The following is a 15519-nucleotide window of genomic DNA, read 5'->3' as shown; positions in this document are numbered from 1 at the left end:
CATATCGGATATTTCGAGCATTTTTTAATAGTTTCTGTCCATTTCCTCAAGTAAAAGTAAAATTTCCGCAATAACAGAGTAAAGCTGTGGTGGAACATTGTCTCCAAGATCAATATCTAGCAAGTGTCCTACTAAACTGGCATCCTCTTGCATCGCAATACCATGTTCTTTCGCAAGAGCCATAATTTTTGTAGCAACGGCACCTGTTCCGTGTGCAACAACTTGAGGAGCACTGTCATTTGATTCATCGTAACGAATAACAGCCGCGGACGGTCCATTTTTCATTAGTCGATTTTTTTGATTAAAATACTCATGTCTCATACTGAAAAATCATACCCTCTTTCTGTAAAACTAGGGTTTTTACTCTGTTCTTTGCGTTCCTCTGTTTTTTCGGTAGGAGTCAACCTTGAAAATTGTATTGTACCGATTTTATAGCCGATATCCTCGAGCCTTCCTTTTGCTGTTTTTACTAAAGGTTCCATTTTATTTTGAAAATCGAGACGATCATTTTTTACCGTAACGGACAAAGTTTTGTCAATTGACGTCAGCTGAATACCGACATCTCCCATTCTCTTTGTTTCTAGTAAAAAGTATAAACTACAGTTTTCCCAATCAATCTTTTGTTTTGACTGATTGGATTTTAAAAATACTTTAACGTTCTCCAACTGGTCGCGAAGAATGATAGGAAGTGTGAATAACATCGTTTGTAGTCCAGAGTTATCGGTCTTGCTCATGAGCTGTTGTCCTGTAAGATTATTTAAAGCTTGCTCGACCCTTGGATTATTACCTTCAGCTTGAATCAATCTTAATAAACTATTTTTTAAAGATGCTTCTGCATCCGTACCTGATCCATCTCCGGAAACAAGGCGATGAGCAATATCTGAGTCATATGTTATTCCTAATCTTCTAATATACTCAAGCGCATGTCGTGCACCTGGTTCCTGTCTTAATGTTTGATAAGGCTCATTAAATGCCCGCAGGATTTCCTTTTCGAGTGGCTGCCTTTCTAAGTTTAACAACTCTTTTGAAACGAAATGCTTCACACGTTGGTCAGATGGTTGGAAAATCAATTTATCAACTGTATCCCTTACTTGATGAACGATCTCACTCGCTTTTGAAAACTCACCTTTTCCAAGAAGTTTTCGAGCTTCATGAAGCTGAGAACTTGCTTGCATTAGCTTTTTTTCCGTTCCCATATCGGTGTATAACATAAAGTCGCTTTTTAAAATTGCATTATCAAGCTGCTTAATAACTGCCTCAAGTGGCTGTCTTACTTGCACCGGTGCTTGTTTTATAAGATTTTCCGCCACTCGCAGCGTATTCGTAATATCTCGTTTGATATTTTTAAAATCTATAGCTGCTTGAGATAATTTCTTAGTGATAGTCGTAACGATCAAATCTCTAGATTGTACGGGAATTGTTGCTATAATTTCATTGCTTATTCTATAAGCAAATTCTGCTTCTTTTTCAGGTGGTTCATTTTCCACAAAATTTATTAAAGCTGTTGCCAGCTCCTGCCTTGCAGCTAACTCCCTGCCTGAAGCGTGCAGCTGCTCTGCCCTCTCTACTGCATGGTGGACTGTTTCCAGTAGTTCCTGCTTCCCTTTCATAAACTGCAAAACCATAGATAAGTTTGGAGAAGTCTTTACTTGTTTCAATGCTTCCTGGAGTGCGACTTGAAGCGCATTAGAAGAACCACTAACTTGAGTCTGTCCAGTTTGATGAAATTCTAGTGTAGCCTCACTTCTAAAAATAGAAGGATTTTGCACTTTAAATTCGGGGTCCATTTCCTTTACAAGTTCATTCAAAACTTCTCCAAGTGAACGCCCATGCAACGCTTCATGTACTGCTTTTATTTGCTGGGGAGTAAAATCAAGTTGCTTCTTAGCCATATTGATTATCGTTTCTAGTTTTTGTTCAGGTGTGCCAGGACCTTTTTCTATGTATGCTCTAATGTTTTTCAACGTCTCTCTACTAATCGGAATATGGTATTGGTTGAGCACCTGTATTGCTTGCCTTATATTTTCAGGCAATGGTAAACCTGCCGCTCCTTTATCAACTGAAGGAGCCGTTTGGGCTGCAACAGCTTTTACTATTGGAAGATTCTGCCCCATATCTGTTACTTGTAATGTTATTTTTCCAGCATCAGGCACATTCCCCTCAAACTTTACATGCATGTCCTGACCTTTAACTTGTACAATTGCTTCGTTATTTGGAAGTTTTTCCGTAACGGTTGCGGTATAAGTACCACCTTCTTTGAGGTTCACAGAAAGATCCGTTTGCGGAAAAACAGTCGCTTTCGTATCATTCTGAATTTGCATATTCTTAAACTCCTTTCAGAACGGGTGTAAAAAACAAGGGAATCTGCCCACCAATTCTGGGGCAGATTCCCTCATCATCGGATTCGTTTTTTCAAAACGGCAGCTTCAAATAGAGCCATTGCCTGGCCCTTTTTTTACCGCGTTTTATTAGCTGCTCATCCTTGAGCAATGCTCGAATCCGTTCGATTTATCGCTATTATTAGTTTTTTCGTTTATGGTTTCCTACATGTTATCAAATCAAGCTAGCACCATTTTATAATTTATAAAATTTTGCTATTCCCTCAGCAACTTCCTTTAGATCCACTTTATAGTTGCCGTTCTGCACTTGATTTTTCAATTCTGCCACGCGTAATTCACGTTCTTTTACAATAGACGGAAGCTTCTGCATTTCTTTTGCTTCAGCAGAGATTTCCACTTTATCTGTTTTAGGGGTTGCCGGCAGTTTCTCAGTTTTATTTAGTTGCTTTTGATATGGATTCGTTCCCACAGGTCTAAAAGGATTAATCTTCATATCGTCCCTCCTAACTTTACATCCAAGGACTGTATCAATTTTGCTTTAACTATGCTGTTATTGTCTTGTACTTTTATTATCGGTGGTCTTCAAAAAAAGTTTAACAGGATATTTTCACCAAATTTCTACCTTCTTCGATCTTGTGCATAATATATGGATTTATGCAATTGTTCAAGGCGTTCCTGTTCTTTGTCGAACATGTCTAGTTCTCCTTTGATGCCAGTTGTACATTCCTCGCAAAGTTTTCCTTCACGAATTATTTTCCCACAACGATCACAAGGATAACCTAAGTTAGGAAAATGTGCCGTATGTAAACGACCGCGTTTAACCCATTTATATAACAATTTTTCAGGTGCACCTGTTACTTCTGAAACTCTTTCTATTCTTGACGCTCTATTTTCTTGCTTTCGTAAAAAATTATATACTTTATCAAAAAGTGCCTCTTCTTCACGATAACATTTATCACATACGTCACGAACTGAATTTTTCATATAGAGCATGCCGCAGTTTGGGCAATTCAATAAATCCATTGAAAAATCTCTCCTTCATTCGCCGTTCTTATTATTTATATCGGCACAATGATTGTTTTTTTAACCTCGGGCAACAGTCAAAGATTGGACTTTTATAGCGCCAGCTTGTTTCAATATTTTTGCCGCTTGTCTGAGAGTTGAGCCCGTCGTATATATGTCATCAATAAGCAAAATATTTTTTCCTTGAATCATATTTGCCGGTTGTTTTAATTGGAATATTCGTTGTTGGGAAACTCGCTCTTCTCGAGATTTTTTTGACTGTTTTTCTGAGTGAGTCCGTAAGAGTATGTCCCATGTAACAAATCCTGTTTCACGGGCTAGTGCTTCTGACTGATTGAAGCCGCGTTCTTTTAGACGTTCATTACTAAGTGGGATAGCTACGAGGATATCATGTTCGAGGGATTTTAATTTGGCGGTTATTTCCGGGGAAAATATTTTGGCCAACTCATAGTCACCACGGAATTTGAACCGTGCAATGAGTTCTTTTAAAAAATGATTATAAACATAGATTGATTCGTTTTTATCCAGCGTCCCTTTCCATCTTGGGTCCTGCTCCCACCGAACACAATCTAAACATGTATGTTGTGTAACAAATTTAGAATCCAGTTCTTTTAATGGCCTCGAGCAAATTATACAAAGTTCCTCGTTGATTGGTTCAAGCTTTTCTCTACATTCTTGGCATAGCGGAGACTCTTTTTTTGGAAAAATGATTTTGATCCAATCCATATCATGCATTAACAGTGCATCACAGTAAAGGCAATAATTTGTCATACGTCGATCATCTCCTTTTTCAATGCTTCTTTATTCATTTGATCTATATGAATAAGTGCGCGGATCATCGCTTTCGTTCGCCCATGGTGAAAAAAAGTGATATTCCCAGTAGGAAACTCTGAACTGCGACCAACACGACCGGATATTTGAACAAGGGCGGCTTCCGTAAAAATATCATCTTCAGCGCCAACAACTGCCACGTCGATATTTGGGAATGTCACCCCACGTTCTAAAATTGTGGTTGTAAGTAATATTGGAATCTCTTTGCGCCTCATATTTTCAACTTTTTCTTTTCTGTTTGGGTCCTCTGCATGAACTGATACAATTTCAGGATGGAGTTTTTGAAAAAGCGGGAGAGCTATTTCCATTAGTTTAATATCGGGCAAAAAAACGAGCGCCTGCTTATCCGAGTCGATTCTTTTCTTTACCCAGGCTTCAACATTTTTGGGGATTCTTCCTTTTTCAAATCGTTTCTTCCAATCGCCGCACCATTTAAAATTGGGTACTGGCAATGGCTTTCGATGGTATCTAGCTGGAATCTTCACATGGTTCCGTTTTCCATATTTGCACTCTAATTGCCATTTTTCACTCGGGGTCGCGGTTAGAAAGATTCGAGCAGCTGATAGTTTTGTAGATTTTTCAACAGCCCATTGCAAGCTCTCATCAAAGGAATATGGAAATGCATCGACCTCGTCGACAATCATAACATCGAAGGCACTGTCAAAACGCATGAGTTGATGTGTTGTTGAAATCGTAAGCGGGGCATAAACATGGCGGTCGTCGGATCCACCATATAATGCTGCGACTTTTGTTTGTGGAAAAACTTTTTTAAAACGAGGGGCGAGCTCTAATACGACATCCGTTCTAGGTGTGGCTATGCAAACCCGTTGTCCTGAAAGCAAGGCTTGATCAATCGCTTCAAAAAGTACTTCTGTTTTTCCAGCACCGCAAACCGCCCAAATCAGGATATCGTTTTTTGTTTTTACAGCTTGGATAGCTGATTGTGAGGCAACTTTTTGACCTGGAGAAAGTTCTCCGTTCCAGGAAAGGTATGAGTGACGGAATATATTTGGAATTTTGGAAGAGGGTGAGTACTTTCGTTTGAATTTGTTATGCGGAATGTAGATTGAGGCTTTTGATTTGTGTCCCACAAGAGGTCCACACCAGCTGTATAAAGGAGTACATGAAGAAACTCGCCCCATCATTATGCATTTTCTGCAATAAAAACAGCCTTTTTCATTTTGACAAATAGCGCATGGGTAATTCGCAAACAGTCTTTGCGTAGAATTTGCACAACGATTACAACGCCATTTATTAATTTTTTTGACTATGCCAGGTTTGGTTTTCATTTTGCCCATGGAGATTTGCTTGTCCAGTTCTTTGAGAGGGAAAGGAATTTCAGAAGCAAGAAGGGAGCGTCCGGAGAGGAAGAGTTGGAGTTCTTCGGAGAAATTTTTCATCATATCACCTCGAGGATATTTAATTTTTCCTATAAAAACAGTGGGAAGGAAAACCACCCACTGTTATTTTTTCGTCCAGCAAAGCCCCATAGCACCTTCGCCAAGATGGGTGCCAATGACAGGGCCAAAATAGCTAATTGTAAAGTCGACATGAGGATAAAGCGCAGACAATTCTTTTTTCCAGCTAGCCGCTTCTTCAACACGATTGGCATGAATAATCGTTGCTTGGAGCGGTTGCCCTTTACGAGCATCTTCGTCAAGCAATTCTTCAATTCGCTTCATTGCTTTCTTACGCGTACGGATTTTTTCAAACGGTACAATGACTTTGTCTACAAAATGTAGGATAGGCTTAATGTTTAAAAGGCTGCCAATTAAAGCTTGCGCGCTCGAAAGCCTTCCGCCGCGCTGCAAATGAGAAAGATCATCTACCATAAAGTACGCTCTCATGGACGCTTTAAGATCATCCAAGCGAGCTAGTATTTCTTCCGGATTCTTACCATTTTGTGCCATTGTGGCGGCAGCTAGTACATAAAAACCTTGAGCCATACAGCTAATTTCCGAATCATACGGGTACACCTTGGCACCTTCTAGCATATCAGCCGCTGCCACCGCTCCTTGAAACGTCCCGCTAATCCCGCTAGATAGATGAATGCTAATAATAGCATCGTATTCCTTAGAGAGCTCATTGTACAATTCTTCAAACTCTCCAATAGGTGGCTGAGTCGTCGTTGGAAGCCTTTGCCCATTTCTAACTTCGTCGTAAAAGTCACTAGCAGAAATATCAATCTCTTCTCGATATGTTTCACCATTTATGACAACACTCAATGGAATCATATGTATATTCAAATTTTCTCTTATATGTTTCGGTATGTATGAAGTACTATCGGTTACAACTACCGTCTTCAATAATATCAACCTCACTGACTACCATATTTCTTCTCTTCATTCTATCCAATTAAACTACTTTTGAAAAGAGGCATTTCGTAGTGGGGGGACGGGTTCATTGGGGACGGGTTCATTGGGGACGGGCTGAAAACGCCTGTCCCCATCTGTGTCTACTGAAATGTGCTCAATAAAAAAATAATAAGTAGCTAGGAATTTAATAGTCTAGTTGTGCTTCAACATAATAGCGATAGTTTTTTATTGGATTGGAAGGATAAAATTGGAGAATCTTTTCTTTTGTAACTAGAGAATTCTTTTTTTCATTAATATACATTGGATAACTACTCCAAATGTAATCTCTTAGATCTATAACAATGTTTGCTTCAAGAGGATTTCGATGAATATACCGGCTTACGTAAAGAAAATGGGCTGCATCCTTAATTCTTTTACTAATATAACGCCCTTGAAAAACGTGGCCAACTAAGTTGTAACGATTATTGAAATATCTTGCATAGGAAGCATGTGTTGTGTGAATAATTTTTCCTGGAGGGATATGAGTGGTTTCGATAAGAAGATGTATGTGGTTATTCATTAAACAGTAGGAATGGAGATAAAAAGGATATTTTTTCTTAGCCTTCGCCAACATTTCTAAATAATAATATCTATCCTCATCATCGTAAAAAAGTGCCTCTTTTCGATTTCCTCTGCTCATAATATGCAAAGTATCACCTGGTATCCATTCCCTTCTTTTTCTAGCCATTGAATCATCCTTTCAAATTCTATTTCAAGATACTATGTTTACTTCGACAAAATATACTAAATTCCTTTTATTTTAGTATAATCTATGAAATTGCATCTTTTTTTGCATCTAGACCTGTCCCTTTTGAACCTGTCCCCATGGGGACTGTCCCCCCTAAAAGAAAAAAACCGTCCAAACATTGTTTGAACAGTTTCTTCCAAAAAAGCTTCTATTTAGCGAACTTCTACCCAACCATTTTTAATGGCTGTAACGACGGCTTGAGTACGGTCGTTAACGTTCATTTTTTGCAGGATGTTGCTGACGTGGTTTTTGACTGTCTTTTCACTGATGAAAAGGGCTTCGCCTATTCCACGGTTGCTTTTTCCGTCAGCGAGTAACTGCAGCACTTCACACTCTCTGCTAGTTAATAAATGGAGTGGGATTTGTACCTCAGGTTGTTGGTATCCGCTTCCGCTATTATTTTGATTTGCTAGTCTTCTATACTCACCAATTAGTTTATGAGTAACTTTAGGATGTATGTATGAACCACCGTCTGCTACAATTTTAACAGCTTCTATCAGCTCATCGGAGTCCATTTCTTTAAGCATGTAGCCTGAAGCTCCTGTTTTTAATGCATGTGTGACATAAGCTTCATCGTCATGAATAGATAGAATCATTGCTTTTGTTTCTGGATACGCCTCTAACAATTGGCGTGTTGCTTCGATGCCATTTGTCATCTTCATATTGATGTCTAGAAGCACTACATCTGGTGAATATTTTTGCACAAGTTCAACAGCATCGGAACCATCTTCACCTTCTGCTACTACTGTAAAGGATTTTTCGAACTCAAGGATACGCTTTACTCCTTCACGAAATAATTGATGATCATCAATAATTACGATTTTCGTTGACACTAATAATTCCCCCTCATGCCTCTATATTTAGCATATTTTCAATAGTTTTCAAAGCTTCATTGCATTAATCCAATAATGGAATTTGCATTTTAATGGCAGTTCCAGTAACAGGGCTGGAATCGATTGTAAGAACCCCTTCAAGAATTACAATTCGCTCCTTCATGCCAATTAAGCCAAACGAATCGTTTCTCTTTTCATCGGGATTGAATCCAATGCCATTGTCTTTAACAATAACAAATACACTATCATGTCTTCTTTCAAATTTCACTGTAATATTGCTAGCTTTTGAATGTTTTAGTGCATTTTGAACTGATTCCTGAATGAGTCGGAAAAGCGCAACCTCATATTTAGATGGAAGCCTCTTATCCTCACCAATATGGACAAAGTCCAATTTTACTACTTTGTTATATTCCTCAATGGTCGCTAAATACCTTTTTAAAGTGGGGATTAACCCTAAATCATCTAACACCATTGGGCGTAAATCATATATGATGCGACGAACTTCATATAGTGCCGCGCGAATCATTTCTTTTAAACTACGAATTTCAAGTAACGACTGTTCTGGTCCAAATTCTTTATGAACCTTTTCAGCCAAGTCGGACCTGATAAGAACATTAGCTAACAATTGTGCAGGACCATCATGGATTTCACGAGAAATACGTTTTCTTTCTTCTTCTTGTGCTTCAATAATCCGAAGTCCGAAGTCTTGCTTCATTTTTGCATCTTCCAAAACTTCGCCTATATCCTTTATATCACTAACAAGATAGTTTGAGATAATTGTAATTTGTGAGACGAGCGTTTCGGCACGATCAATTGTTTCTTGCAAACCTAGAAGTCTTCTTTCTAAATCATCTCTTCTAAGTCGCAATTGCTTTTCAAACTGATTATTGATTGTATGTCTCGTTTGCAAATCGTGGGCATTTTCGTACACTTCTCGAACTTCTTTTTCACTGTATGCACGAAAATTTTTACTAACCTCTGAAAGCCTTTTTCTCGCAAGTCTCGCTTTTATTTCGAGCTCATCACCCTCAGTAATTACATGTTTGACTTGCTCTTTTATCTCTTTCAATTCGGCTATTAAAGAATCATGTTCTTGTCGACACTGCTCACCGATTCGAAATATCTCGTCTTTACTTTTATCGACGGTTTCTATCATTTGTTCTACTATAAAATCTAAAGCTTTAATATCTAATTTTCTTAGTGCCATCTCTTTCCTCTGGGGATACCCCCCTTTGCGCATTAAATTAATTTTACATTAATTTGCATAATTCAACTATTTTTGAAGTCAATTTTCTATAAAAATAATTCTAAATTACCGGAATGTTTTCATATTAACTACTTGCGTATAGGGCTTTTAACCCAACCTACAGATAAAAAGACCTATGAAAAATCTCTTAAAAAGTTGATATGATTCTATTTCCTTATTATATCATGTATACTTTTGTTACACATTAAGTTTTTCTTACATTTACTTTGTGGAGAGGAGCGGGTACATTGCTTCCGCACTATTTTACTGTAAAAAAACAGGGCGAACATGAAATTATTATCCAAAAATCTCGATTCATTGCGCATGTAAGCCGTGTCGAAACAGAAGAAGCAGCTCAACAATTTATTCAGGAAATAAAAAAGAAACATTGGAATGCTAATCATAATTGCTCCGCATACCTAATTGGAGAGCACAATCAAATTCAAAAAGCGAATGACGACGGGGAACCTAGTGGAACAGCTGGAGTTCCAATCCTTGAAGTACTAAAAAAACGGGATTTAAAAGATACCGTCGTTGTTGTAACCAGGTATTTTGGTGGCATTAAACTTGGTGCCGGTGGTTTAATACGTGCATATGGAAAATCAACAACTGAAGGGCTTAACGCAGTTGGAGTGGTTGAACGAAAATTAATGACCAATATGCATGTCGAGGCAGACTATTCTTGGTTAGGAAAGCTTGAAAATGAACTAAGATCATCTGTTTATCACCTAAAAGAAATCCATTACTCCGATCAAGTTGAGATCGAAGTGTACGTTGATGATTCAGCAGTAAAAGATTTTAGTGAGTGGATCATCGACATGACGAATGGACAGGCCGAAATTCTTGAAGGTGAAAAATTATATCTTGAGGTGGATATGCCTCCTAGATAACAAGTTAACCCCCTGAAAGGTGATGACCCCAAAAGTTAGATTTTCACTCTAACTTTTGGGGTGCAGTACCAAACCAGGGGGTCTTTTTCAATCCTTCACAGCTCCTGCGGCAATTCCTGAAATAAATTGTCTGCTTACGAATAGGAACATGATGATCAATGGTAAGGTTGCCAACAATGTGCCCGCCATAACCATTCCGTAATCTGTTGTGTAAATACCATTCAATTGGGATAAAGTTAATTGCAATGTGTATCGTGCAGGGTCATTCAACACGATTAAGGGCCATAAATAATCATTCCATACTCCGATAAAAGAAAAAATCCCTAAGAACGCTAAAGCTGGTCGCAGTATGGGTAATCCAACATTCCAATATAACCGAAAGTGGCTGCATCCATCGAGTCTACCAGCATCTAACAAACTATCATTGATCGCTTCCTGAGAAAATTGCCTTACCCAGAAGATTCCGAAGGCATTCGCTAGACCAGGAACAATTAGCGCTTTATACGTTCCAACCCATCCTAATTTCGAAATAATAATATAGGACGGGATAAAGGAAAGCTGGGAAGGAATCATCATTGTTACGAGCAATGCTCCAAAAAGCCATGTTTTACCTGGGAACTGAAATTTTGCAAAAGTAAATCCAGCGAGGGAACAAAAAAACAATACACAAATGACTTGGACAACTGTAACAAACAATGTATTTAAAAATGCTTGGAAAAAATCTACATTGTTAAATACATTTGTAAGGTTCGTGATCAACTCTGAACCGAAAATAAGCTTAGGGGGAAACCTTAAAATATCACTCGTTTTATTGGTTGACATTACCGCAAGCCAGTAAAACGGAAAAATGGATATTCCAACCCCAATCAATAATAAAACATGTAATATTATTGACTTTATTCTCATAAAAATCCATCCTTTCTAGTCTTATCTGGCTCCAGCTTTATCAAAAATTTTCCAGTTAACTAATGAGAATAATGCAATGATGACGAACAACGCCCAAGATACGACAGCAGCGTATCCAAATTGATTGTCAACAAATCCTTGTTTGTACATATAAAGAGTAATTGTCATCCCAGCACCTCCTACACCACCGGAATTACCAAGCAATACTTGCGGCTCTGTAAATAATTGCATAGATCCGATTGTTGTCATCAGAATTGTAAAAAGGATAACCGGCCTTAATAGAGGAATCGTAATATGGAAAAATTGTTGTCTTGTATTGGCACCGTCAATTTTTGCCGCTTCATATAAGTCAGTAGGAATGGCTTGCAACCCAGCTAAATAAATGATGGCGTTGTATCCTGTCCATCTCCAAACGACCATCGAAGCGATAACTACTTTTACTAGGAAAGTAGAATCCAGCCATTTAACAGGCTCCAGGCCAATAACAGTTAATATATAATTCAATAACCCATACTGATTTCCAAAAATGGATTTAAAAATAATAGTAACAGCTACAATCGAGGTAACATTTGTAATGAAATATGCGGATCGATAGAAACCTTTGGCTTTGACAAATGGTGCATTTAGTAGAAAGGCAATGACCAATGCTCCACAAAGCATTGGAATCGTAGAAATAAACCAAATAATAAAGGTATTTCCAACTGCCTGCCAGAACATTGAATCGGATAATAAATACTTAAATTGGCGCAATCCGACAAACTCCATTTGCCCAATCCCGTCCCATTTCTGGAACGATAAATATAATGAAAATATAATAGGAAACAAACCAAAAATAATAAATAATATGTAAAAGGGCGATATAAATAAATATAGGGCCCTATTTTTGTATATTTCCTTCCAAAGGCTTGTCTTTGAAGTGATTTCAATTGAATTACTTACTGTTTCTTGTGGCTTTATTGGCTGTTCCATAACATCCTCTCCTTTTCAACATCTTTTCGTTGAAAAAACAGTCGCTTTAGTATGATAAGGAATCAGATGAGTTTCCCCGTCTGATTCCTTATTCTATTAGTGCGTGTTCAAAATGGAGGATAAAAAGGACCAGTCGGCTAAAGGCGCTGACGTTCTGTTAGCAACGTCGACTCTAGCACATCATGTGCTTCGGAAGTTCAAGGCGGCGGTTTCGAGCAACGGACTGCACAGGATTTGCTGACTTCTGTGTTGCCCACAGGACGTGGGCGATTTTAGCAGAAGACTCTTTTTCCTAATACATGAGTAGCGGAGAAACAAGCCAAACTAGAAGCATCGAAGTGTCATTTTTACCGGTCTTTTTTAATATCCTCTATTATCTATTAAGCTCTTTCTTTACTTTATCTAATACTTCGTTCCAAGCTTTATCAGGATCTTTATTTGATTTTGCAATATCTGTTAATGTCTCAGTATAAATAGAATTTACTCTCGAATAATCGACTCCAAAGTATCTAGGCTTTACATTTTTAGCTGATTCTGTAAATACTTTTGTCGTTTCTTGATTTCCGAAAAATTCTTCTGGATTGCTCATTTTCTCATCTTCAAAAATACTTGGAGTAGACGGGAATAAATCCATCGTCACATAAGATTGAAGTTGATTTTCAGGATTCATCATCCATTCGATTACTTTATATGCCTCTTCTGGATGCTTAGAGCTTTTTAATATCCCAATAAAAGATCCACCGTTGTTTCCATCTCCACCAGGAGCTCTAGCAATTCTCCATTTACCTGCAGTATCAGGTGCAGCATCCTTTAAAATGTTTTTCATCCAAACAGCACCAATAAACGATGCTACTTGACCATTATTCATACCTGCATTCCATTCTGTTTCATCATCAAGGTTAGCTGATAAACCTTTTTTATGAATAGTTATCGCTCTATCCCAAGATGCTTTAATATTACCTGAATCACCTATAAAATTATCTTTCTCATCAAAATATGCTTTGTCTCCTTGACTCAAGGATTGGGTATAAACCCTGTTTAACGTATCAAACATTTTTACGCCAGTAGCCGCCTGTAATTTCTCACCTGCAGTAATATAATCATCCCAAGTTGCTAGTTCCTTGGATACCTCTTCTGGATCCGTAGGTAAACCAGCTTCTGCAAATAGATCTTCACGATAAAATAACGCCGTAGGACCTGTGTCCATTGGTAGAGCAATTAGGTTCTTTTGATCTGGTGTTAATCCAAAGTTCCATTTCCACTCTAAGTAATCACCTTTTATCTTATCCGCACCATAGTCTAATAGATTTACAAACTTATCATGATTCGGAAGGAATTCAGTTACCCAGTCGTTTAAGCCGACAATATCAGGGGCACCTGTCCCAGTTGTTAAGGCTGTTTGCAGCTTTGTCTTGTATTCGCCGCCATCAATTTTTTGAGCGTTAATCTTAATATCCGGGAACTGCTCATTTACCTTTTTAATCAACTCATCATCAATTGATCGGTTCCAATACCATAATGTAAGTGTGACTTTTCCGTCTTTGTCACCAGACGATGACTTGCTGCAACCAACCATTGAAAGCACTAACATGATGATTGCCAAAAAACTAAATACTTTTCTCTTTGTCATACTTTTTGCACCCCGTTTTCTTTTTTTAAGTGTACCCCTAAAACTGGAAAGCGTTTGCACAAAGATGAGTAAAGATTCTAGCTGGAAAAACGATAATAGATATTTTATAAAATCATTATCGCCTTTTAAGAATCATAGAAAAGTTTGGATTATTTGTCAATTGAAATATCTGATACTTCCCAGTATTCAATTTAAACAAAATTATCACCTTATTCGACAAAAAAACGTCTATTAACCGCTCTGGTCATAAACGTCTCTCATAACCTTAAAATGATAATCACCAAATAGAATTAAGCTTGTATACCGAAACATTCTTTAAAGTTGCATTCCCGTCCTTAACAGAAACCTGAAGCGAAGTATAATCTTCATTCGGGAATAATATTTCAGTCATCACAGAACTTCCTCCATTTAAAAATATCTCTATGGAAGCACAATCTATTATAATTTCAAAGTCATAGATTTCTTGCAATGGCATTGTATCGACACTTGGAAATTCTTCCGAAAAAGAAACATTACCACTTTTTCGTCTATCAATATTTAACTCAGAGCTTTTACGATCGAAAAGTATTTCGACCTCATCCTTCTCTCCTATTAATGTGACTTTCAAAGAAGAGGTTTCACGATCAAATTCTTTTACTTCCCCTTTGATATGAAGCGGAATGCTAACATTCAAATTTTTTGCTATACCAGGTTGGACTGTCACTTTTTCATAATGAGCAATAGTTTCACCCAATAAACTTTTTAAATCAATAGGATTTTGAACAAGAATATACGTATTGTCTTGATTTCGCAAAGATAATTTTCTAGGGATTGACATCGCACTTCTAAATGGATCAGTCGGCACTTCATTTGCGTATTGCCAATTACTCATCCATCCTATCCAAATCGGTTCATCTATATTGCTCCAAGTAACAGCAGCATAGAAATCTCGTCCGAAATCTGCCCATTTAACCATCTTTTTATCATCCTCACAAGTGAAGCTTTCTCCATTAAAATCTCCTACAAAGTACTGAACAGCAGAGCCTCCATTCGGTCCTCCTGGGTTGACACTGACAATCAGTCCCCATTTCTTTTCATCGCATCCTTCAACTGATAGCTCTATTAAATCCGGACATTCCCACACGCCCCGGTGAGAACCATACTCTTCACCAAACGAAGATAGATAACTCCAGTCTAGGAGATTAGGAGAATGATAGAAACGAATATGATTGCCACATGCGAGAGACATTATCCATTTGTTCGACTTTTTATGCCAGAATACTTTCGGATCTCGAAAATCTTTTAACCCCGGGTTTGAAATAACAGGGTTTCCTTCATATTTTGTCCAAGTCCTTCCCCGATCATTTGAATAAGCAATACTCTGTTTTTCATTATCCTCGCCATGGTGAGTAAAAATCGCCACCATTACATCTTCATTCGAATTTTTTAATCCACTTGTATTATGTTTATCAACAACTGCACTTCCAGAAAATATTTGTCCTAAATCGTCAGGGTAAAGAGCGATCGGCAATTCTTCCCAATGTAACAGATCCGTACTTACTGCTTGTCCCCAATGCATCGGTCCCCATACTTTACTATGAGGGTGATGTTGAAAAAACAAATGATATTCGCCATCATGATAAACTAAGCCATTTGGGTCGTTCATCCACTTTTCTTTCGGACTAAAATGAAGCTGTGGCCTCCATTTTTCGCGATACATACTTTCCACTCCTTACTGATTTTAAAAAAAAACAGCACAATCTTCCGAGAG

The 15519-nt window shown here is 37.9% G+C and carries 15 protein-coding genes; 1 reads left to right on the top strand and 14 read right to left on the bottom strand.

All coding sequences use genetic code 11. The annotated features are described in order from the left end of the window. Positions 1-24: 24 nt before the first annotated feature. The 10 genes from MT489_RS08920 to MT489_RS08875 all read right to left on the bottom strand — a co-directional run bounded on the left by MT489_RS08920 (position 25) and on the right by MT489_RS08875 (position 9335). A complete protein-coding gene (locus MT489_RS08920) occupies positions 25-321 on the bottom strand; it encodes an EscU/YscU/HrcU family type III secretion system export apparatus switch protein (RefSeq protein WP_244681196.1) in 297 nt (98 codons plus the stop codon). Further along, complete coding sequence (locus tag MT489_RS08915; RefSeq protein WP_244681195.1) at positions 318-2321, bottom strand: hypothetical protein; 2004 nt, start codon at positions 2319-2321, stop codon at positions 318-320. The genes MT489_RS08920 and MT489_RS08915 overlap by 4 nt, the downstream gene beginning before the upstream one ends. A 253-nt stretch (positions 2322-2574) precedes the next feature. Further along, complete coding sequence (gene flgM, locus MT489_RS08910; RefSeq protein ID WP_244681194.1) at positions 2575-2832, bottom strand: flagellar biosynthesis anti-sigma factor FlgM; 258 nt, start codon at positions 2830-2832, stop codon at positions 2575-2577. A 125-nt stretch (positions 2833-2957) separates the two neighbouring features. Next, on the bottom strand, positions 2958-3362 hold the full coding sequence (locus MT489_RS08905; RefSeq protein ID WP_244681193.1) for a TIGR03826 family flagellar region protein: 405 nt from the start codon (positions 3360-3362) through the stop codon (positions 2958-2960). A gap of 60 nt (positions 3363-3422) precedes the next feature. Then, positions 3423-4133 carry a ComFC family protein gene (locus tag MT489_RS08900; RefSeq protein WP_244681192.1) on the bottom strand — a complete coding sequence of 237 codons (711 nt, stop codon included), beginning with the start codon at positions 4131-4133 and terminating at the stop codon, positions 3423-3425. Continuing rightward, positions 4130-5284 carry an ATP-dependent helicase ComFA gene (locus MT489_RS08895; protein WP_307416135.1) on the bottom strand — a complete coding sequence of 385 codons (1155 nt, stop codon included), beginning with the start codon at positions 5282-5284 and terminating at the stop codon, positions 4130-4132. The genes MT489_RS08900 and MT489_RS08895 overlap by 4 nt, the downstream gene beginning before the upstream one ends. A 372-nt stretch (positions 5285-5656) precedes the next feature. Continuing rightward, positions 5657-6499, bottom strand: a complete 843-nt coding sequence (locus MT489_RS08890) for a DegV family protein (RefSeq protein ID WP_244681190.1) — start codon at positions 6497-6499, stop codon at positions 5657-5659. Between the two features lie 193 nt (positions 6500-6692). After that, entirely contained in the window at positions 6693-7235 is a 543-nt protein-coding gene (locus MT489_RS08885; protein WP_244681189.1) for a transposase, read from the bottom strand. Between the two features lie 212 nt (positions 7236-7447). Then, positions 7448-8128 carry a response regulator gene (locus MT489_RS08880; RefSeq protein ID WP_244681188.1) on the bottom strand — a complete coding sequence of 227 codons (681 nt, stop codon included), beginning with the start codon at positions 8126-8128 and terminating at the stop codon, positions 7448-7450. A gap of 64 nt (positions 8129-8192) precedes the next feature. Beyond that, on the bottom strand, positions 8193-9335 hold the full coding sequence (locus tag MT489_RS08875; RefSeq protein ID WP_244681187.1) for a sensor histidine kinase: 1143 nt from the start codon (positions 9333-9335) through the stop codon (positions 8193-8195). A 287-nt stretch (positions 9336-9622) separates the two neighbouring features. On the opposite strand from MT489_RS08875, the gene MT489_RS08870 reads away from it, so the two are divergent. Then, positions 9623-10264: a YigZ family protein gene (locus MT489_RS08870; RefSeq protein WP_244681186.1), complete on the top strand. Its 642-nt coding sequence runs from the start codon at positions 9623-9625 to the stop codon at positions 10262-10264. 87 nt (positions 10265-10351) lie between these two features. Here the strand turns inward: MT489_RS08870 and MT489_RS08865 are convergent, their stop codons facing one another. The 4 genes from MT489_RS08865 to MT489_RS08850 all read right to left on the bottom strand — a co-directional run bounded on the left by MT489_RS08865 (position 10352) and on the right by MT489_RS08850 (position 15468). Further along, positions 10352-11170 (bottom strand): carbohydrate ABC transporter permease, encoded by an 819-nt coding sequence (locus MT489_RS08865; protein ID WP_244681185.1) that lies wholly within the window; start codon positions 11168-11170, stop codon positions 10352-10354. A 21-nt stretch (positions 11171-11191) separates the two neighbouring features. Then, on the bottom strand, positions 11192-12139 hold the full coding sequence (locus MT489_RS08860; protein ID WP_244681184.1) for a carbohydrate ABC transporter permease: 948 nt from the start codon (positions 12137-12139) through the stop codon (positions 11192-11194). Positions 12140-12512: 373 nt separating this feature from the next. Further along, positions 12513-13769, bottom strand: coding sequence for an ABC transporter substrate-binding protein (locus MT489_RS08855; RefSeq protein WP_244681183.1), 1257 nt, complete (start codon positions 13767-13769; stop codon positions 12513-12515). 277 nt (positions 13770-14046) lie between these two features. Beyond that, positions 14047-15468, bottom strand: a complete 1422-nt coding sequence (locus MT489_RS08850; protein WP_244681182.1) for a glycoside hydrolase family 32 protein — start codon at positions 15466-15468, stop codon at positions 14047-14049. Positions 15469-15519 lie beyond the last annotated feature (51 nt).

Origin of the sequence: Lederbergia wuyishanensis, from assembly GCF_022900255.1 — a bacterium.
GTDB lineage: Bacteria > Bacillota > Bacilli > Bacillales > Bacillaceae_C > Lederbergia > Lederbergia wuyishanensis.
Note: the sequence above shows the minus strand (reverse complement) of the source record. Positions and strands in the feature narration are given on the sequence as shown.

Excerpts from the sequence above, each read along its gene's own strand:
- MT489_RS08865 (WP_244681185.1), bottom strand. The coding sequence starts at position 11,170 with ATGAGAATAAAGTCAATAATATTACATGTTTTATTATTGATTGGGGTT.
- MT489_RS08850 (WP_244681182.1), bottom strand. The coding sequence starts at position 15,468 with ATGTATCGCGAAAAATGGAGGCCACAGCTTCATTTTAGTCCGAAAGAA.
- MT489_RS08900 (WP_244681192.1), bottom strand. The coding sequence starts at position 4,133 with ATGACAAATTATTGCCTTTACTGTGATGCACTGTTAATGCATGATATG.
- MT489_RS08915 (WP_244681195.1), bottom strand. The coding sequence starts at position 2,321 with ATGCAAATTCAGAATGATACGAAAGCGACTGTTTTTCCGCAAACGGAT.
- MT489_RS08875 (WP_244681187.1), bottom strand. The coding sequence starts at position 9,335 with ATGGCACTAAGAAAATTAGATATTAAAGCTTTAGATTTTATAGTAGAA.
- MT489_RS08860 (WP_244681184.1), bottom strand. The coding sequence starts at position 12,139 with ATGGAACAGCCAATAAAGCCACAAGAAACAGTAAGTAATTCAATTGAA.
- MT489_RS08855 (WP_244681183.1), bottom strand. The coding sequence starts at position 13,769 with ATGACAAAGAGAAAAGTATTTAGTTTTTTGGCAATCATCATGTTAGTG.
- flgM (WP_244681194.1), bottom strand. The coding sequence starts at position 2,832 with ATGAAGATTAATCCTTTTAGACCTGTGGGAACGAATCCATATCAAAAG.
- MT489_RS08885 (WP_244681189.1), bottom strand. The coding sequence starts at position 7,235 with ATGGCTAGAAAAAGAAGGGAATGGATACCAGGTGATACTTTGCATATT.
- MT489_RS08905 (WP_244681193.1), bottom strand. The coding sequence starts at position 3,362 with ATGGATTTATTGAATTGCCCAAACTGCGGCATGCTCTATATGAAAAAT.
- MT489_RS08920 (WP_244681196.1), bottom strand. The coding sequence starts at position 321 with ATGAGACATGAGTATTTTAATCAAAAAAATCGACTAATGAAAAATGGA.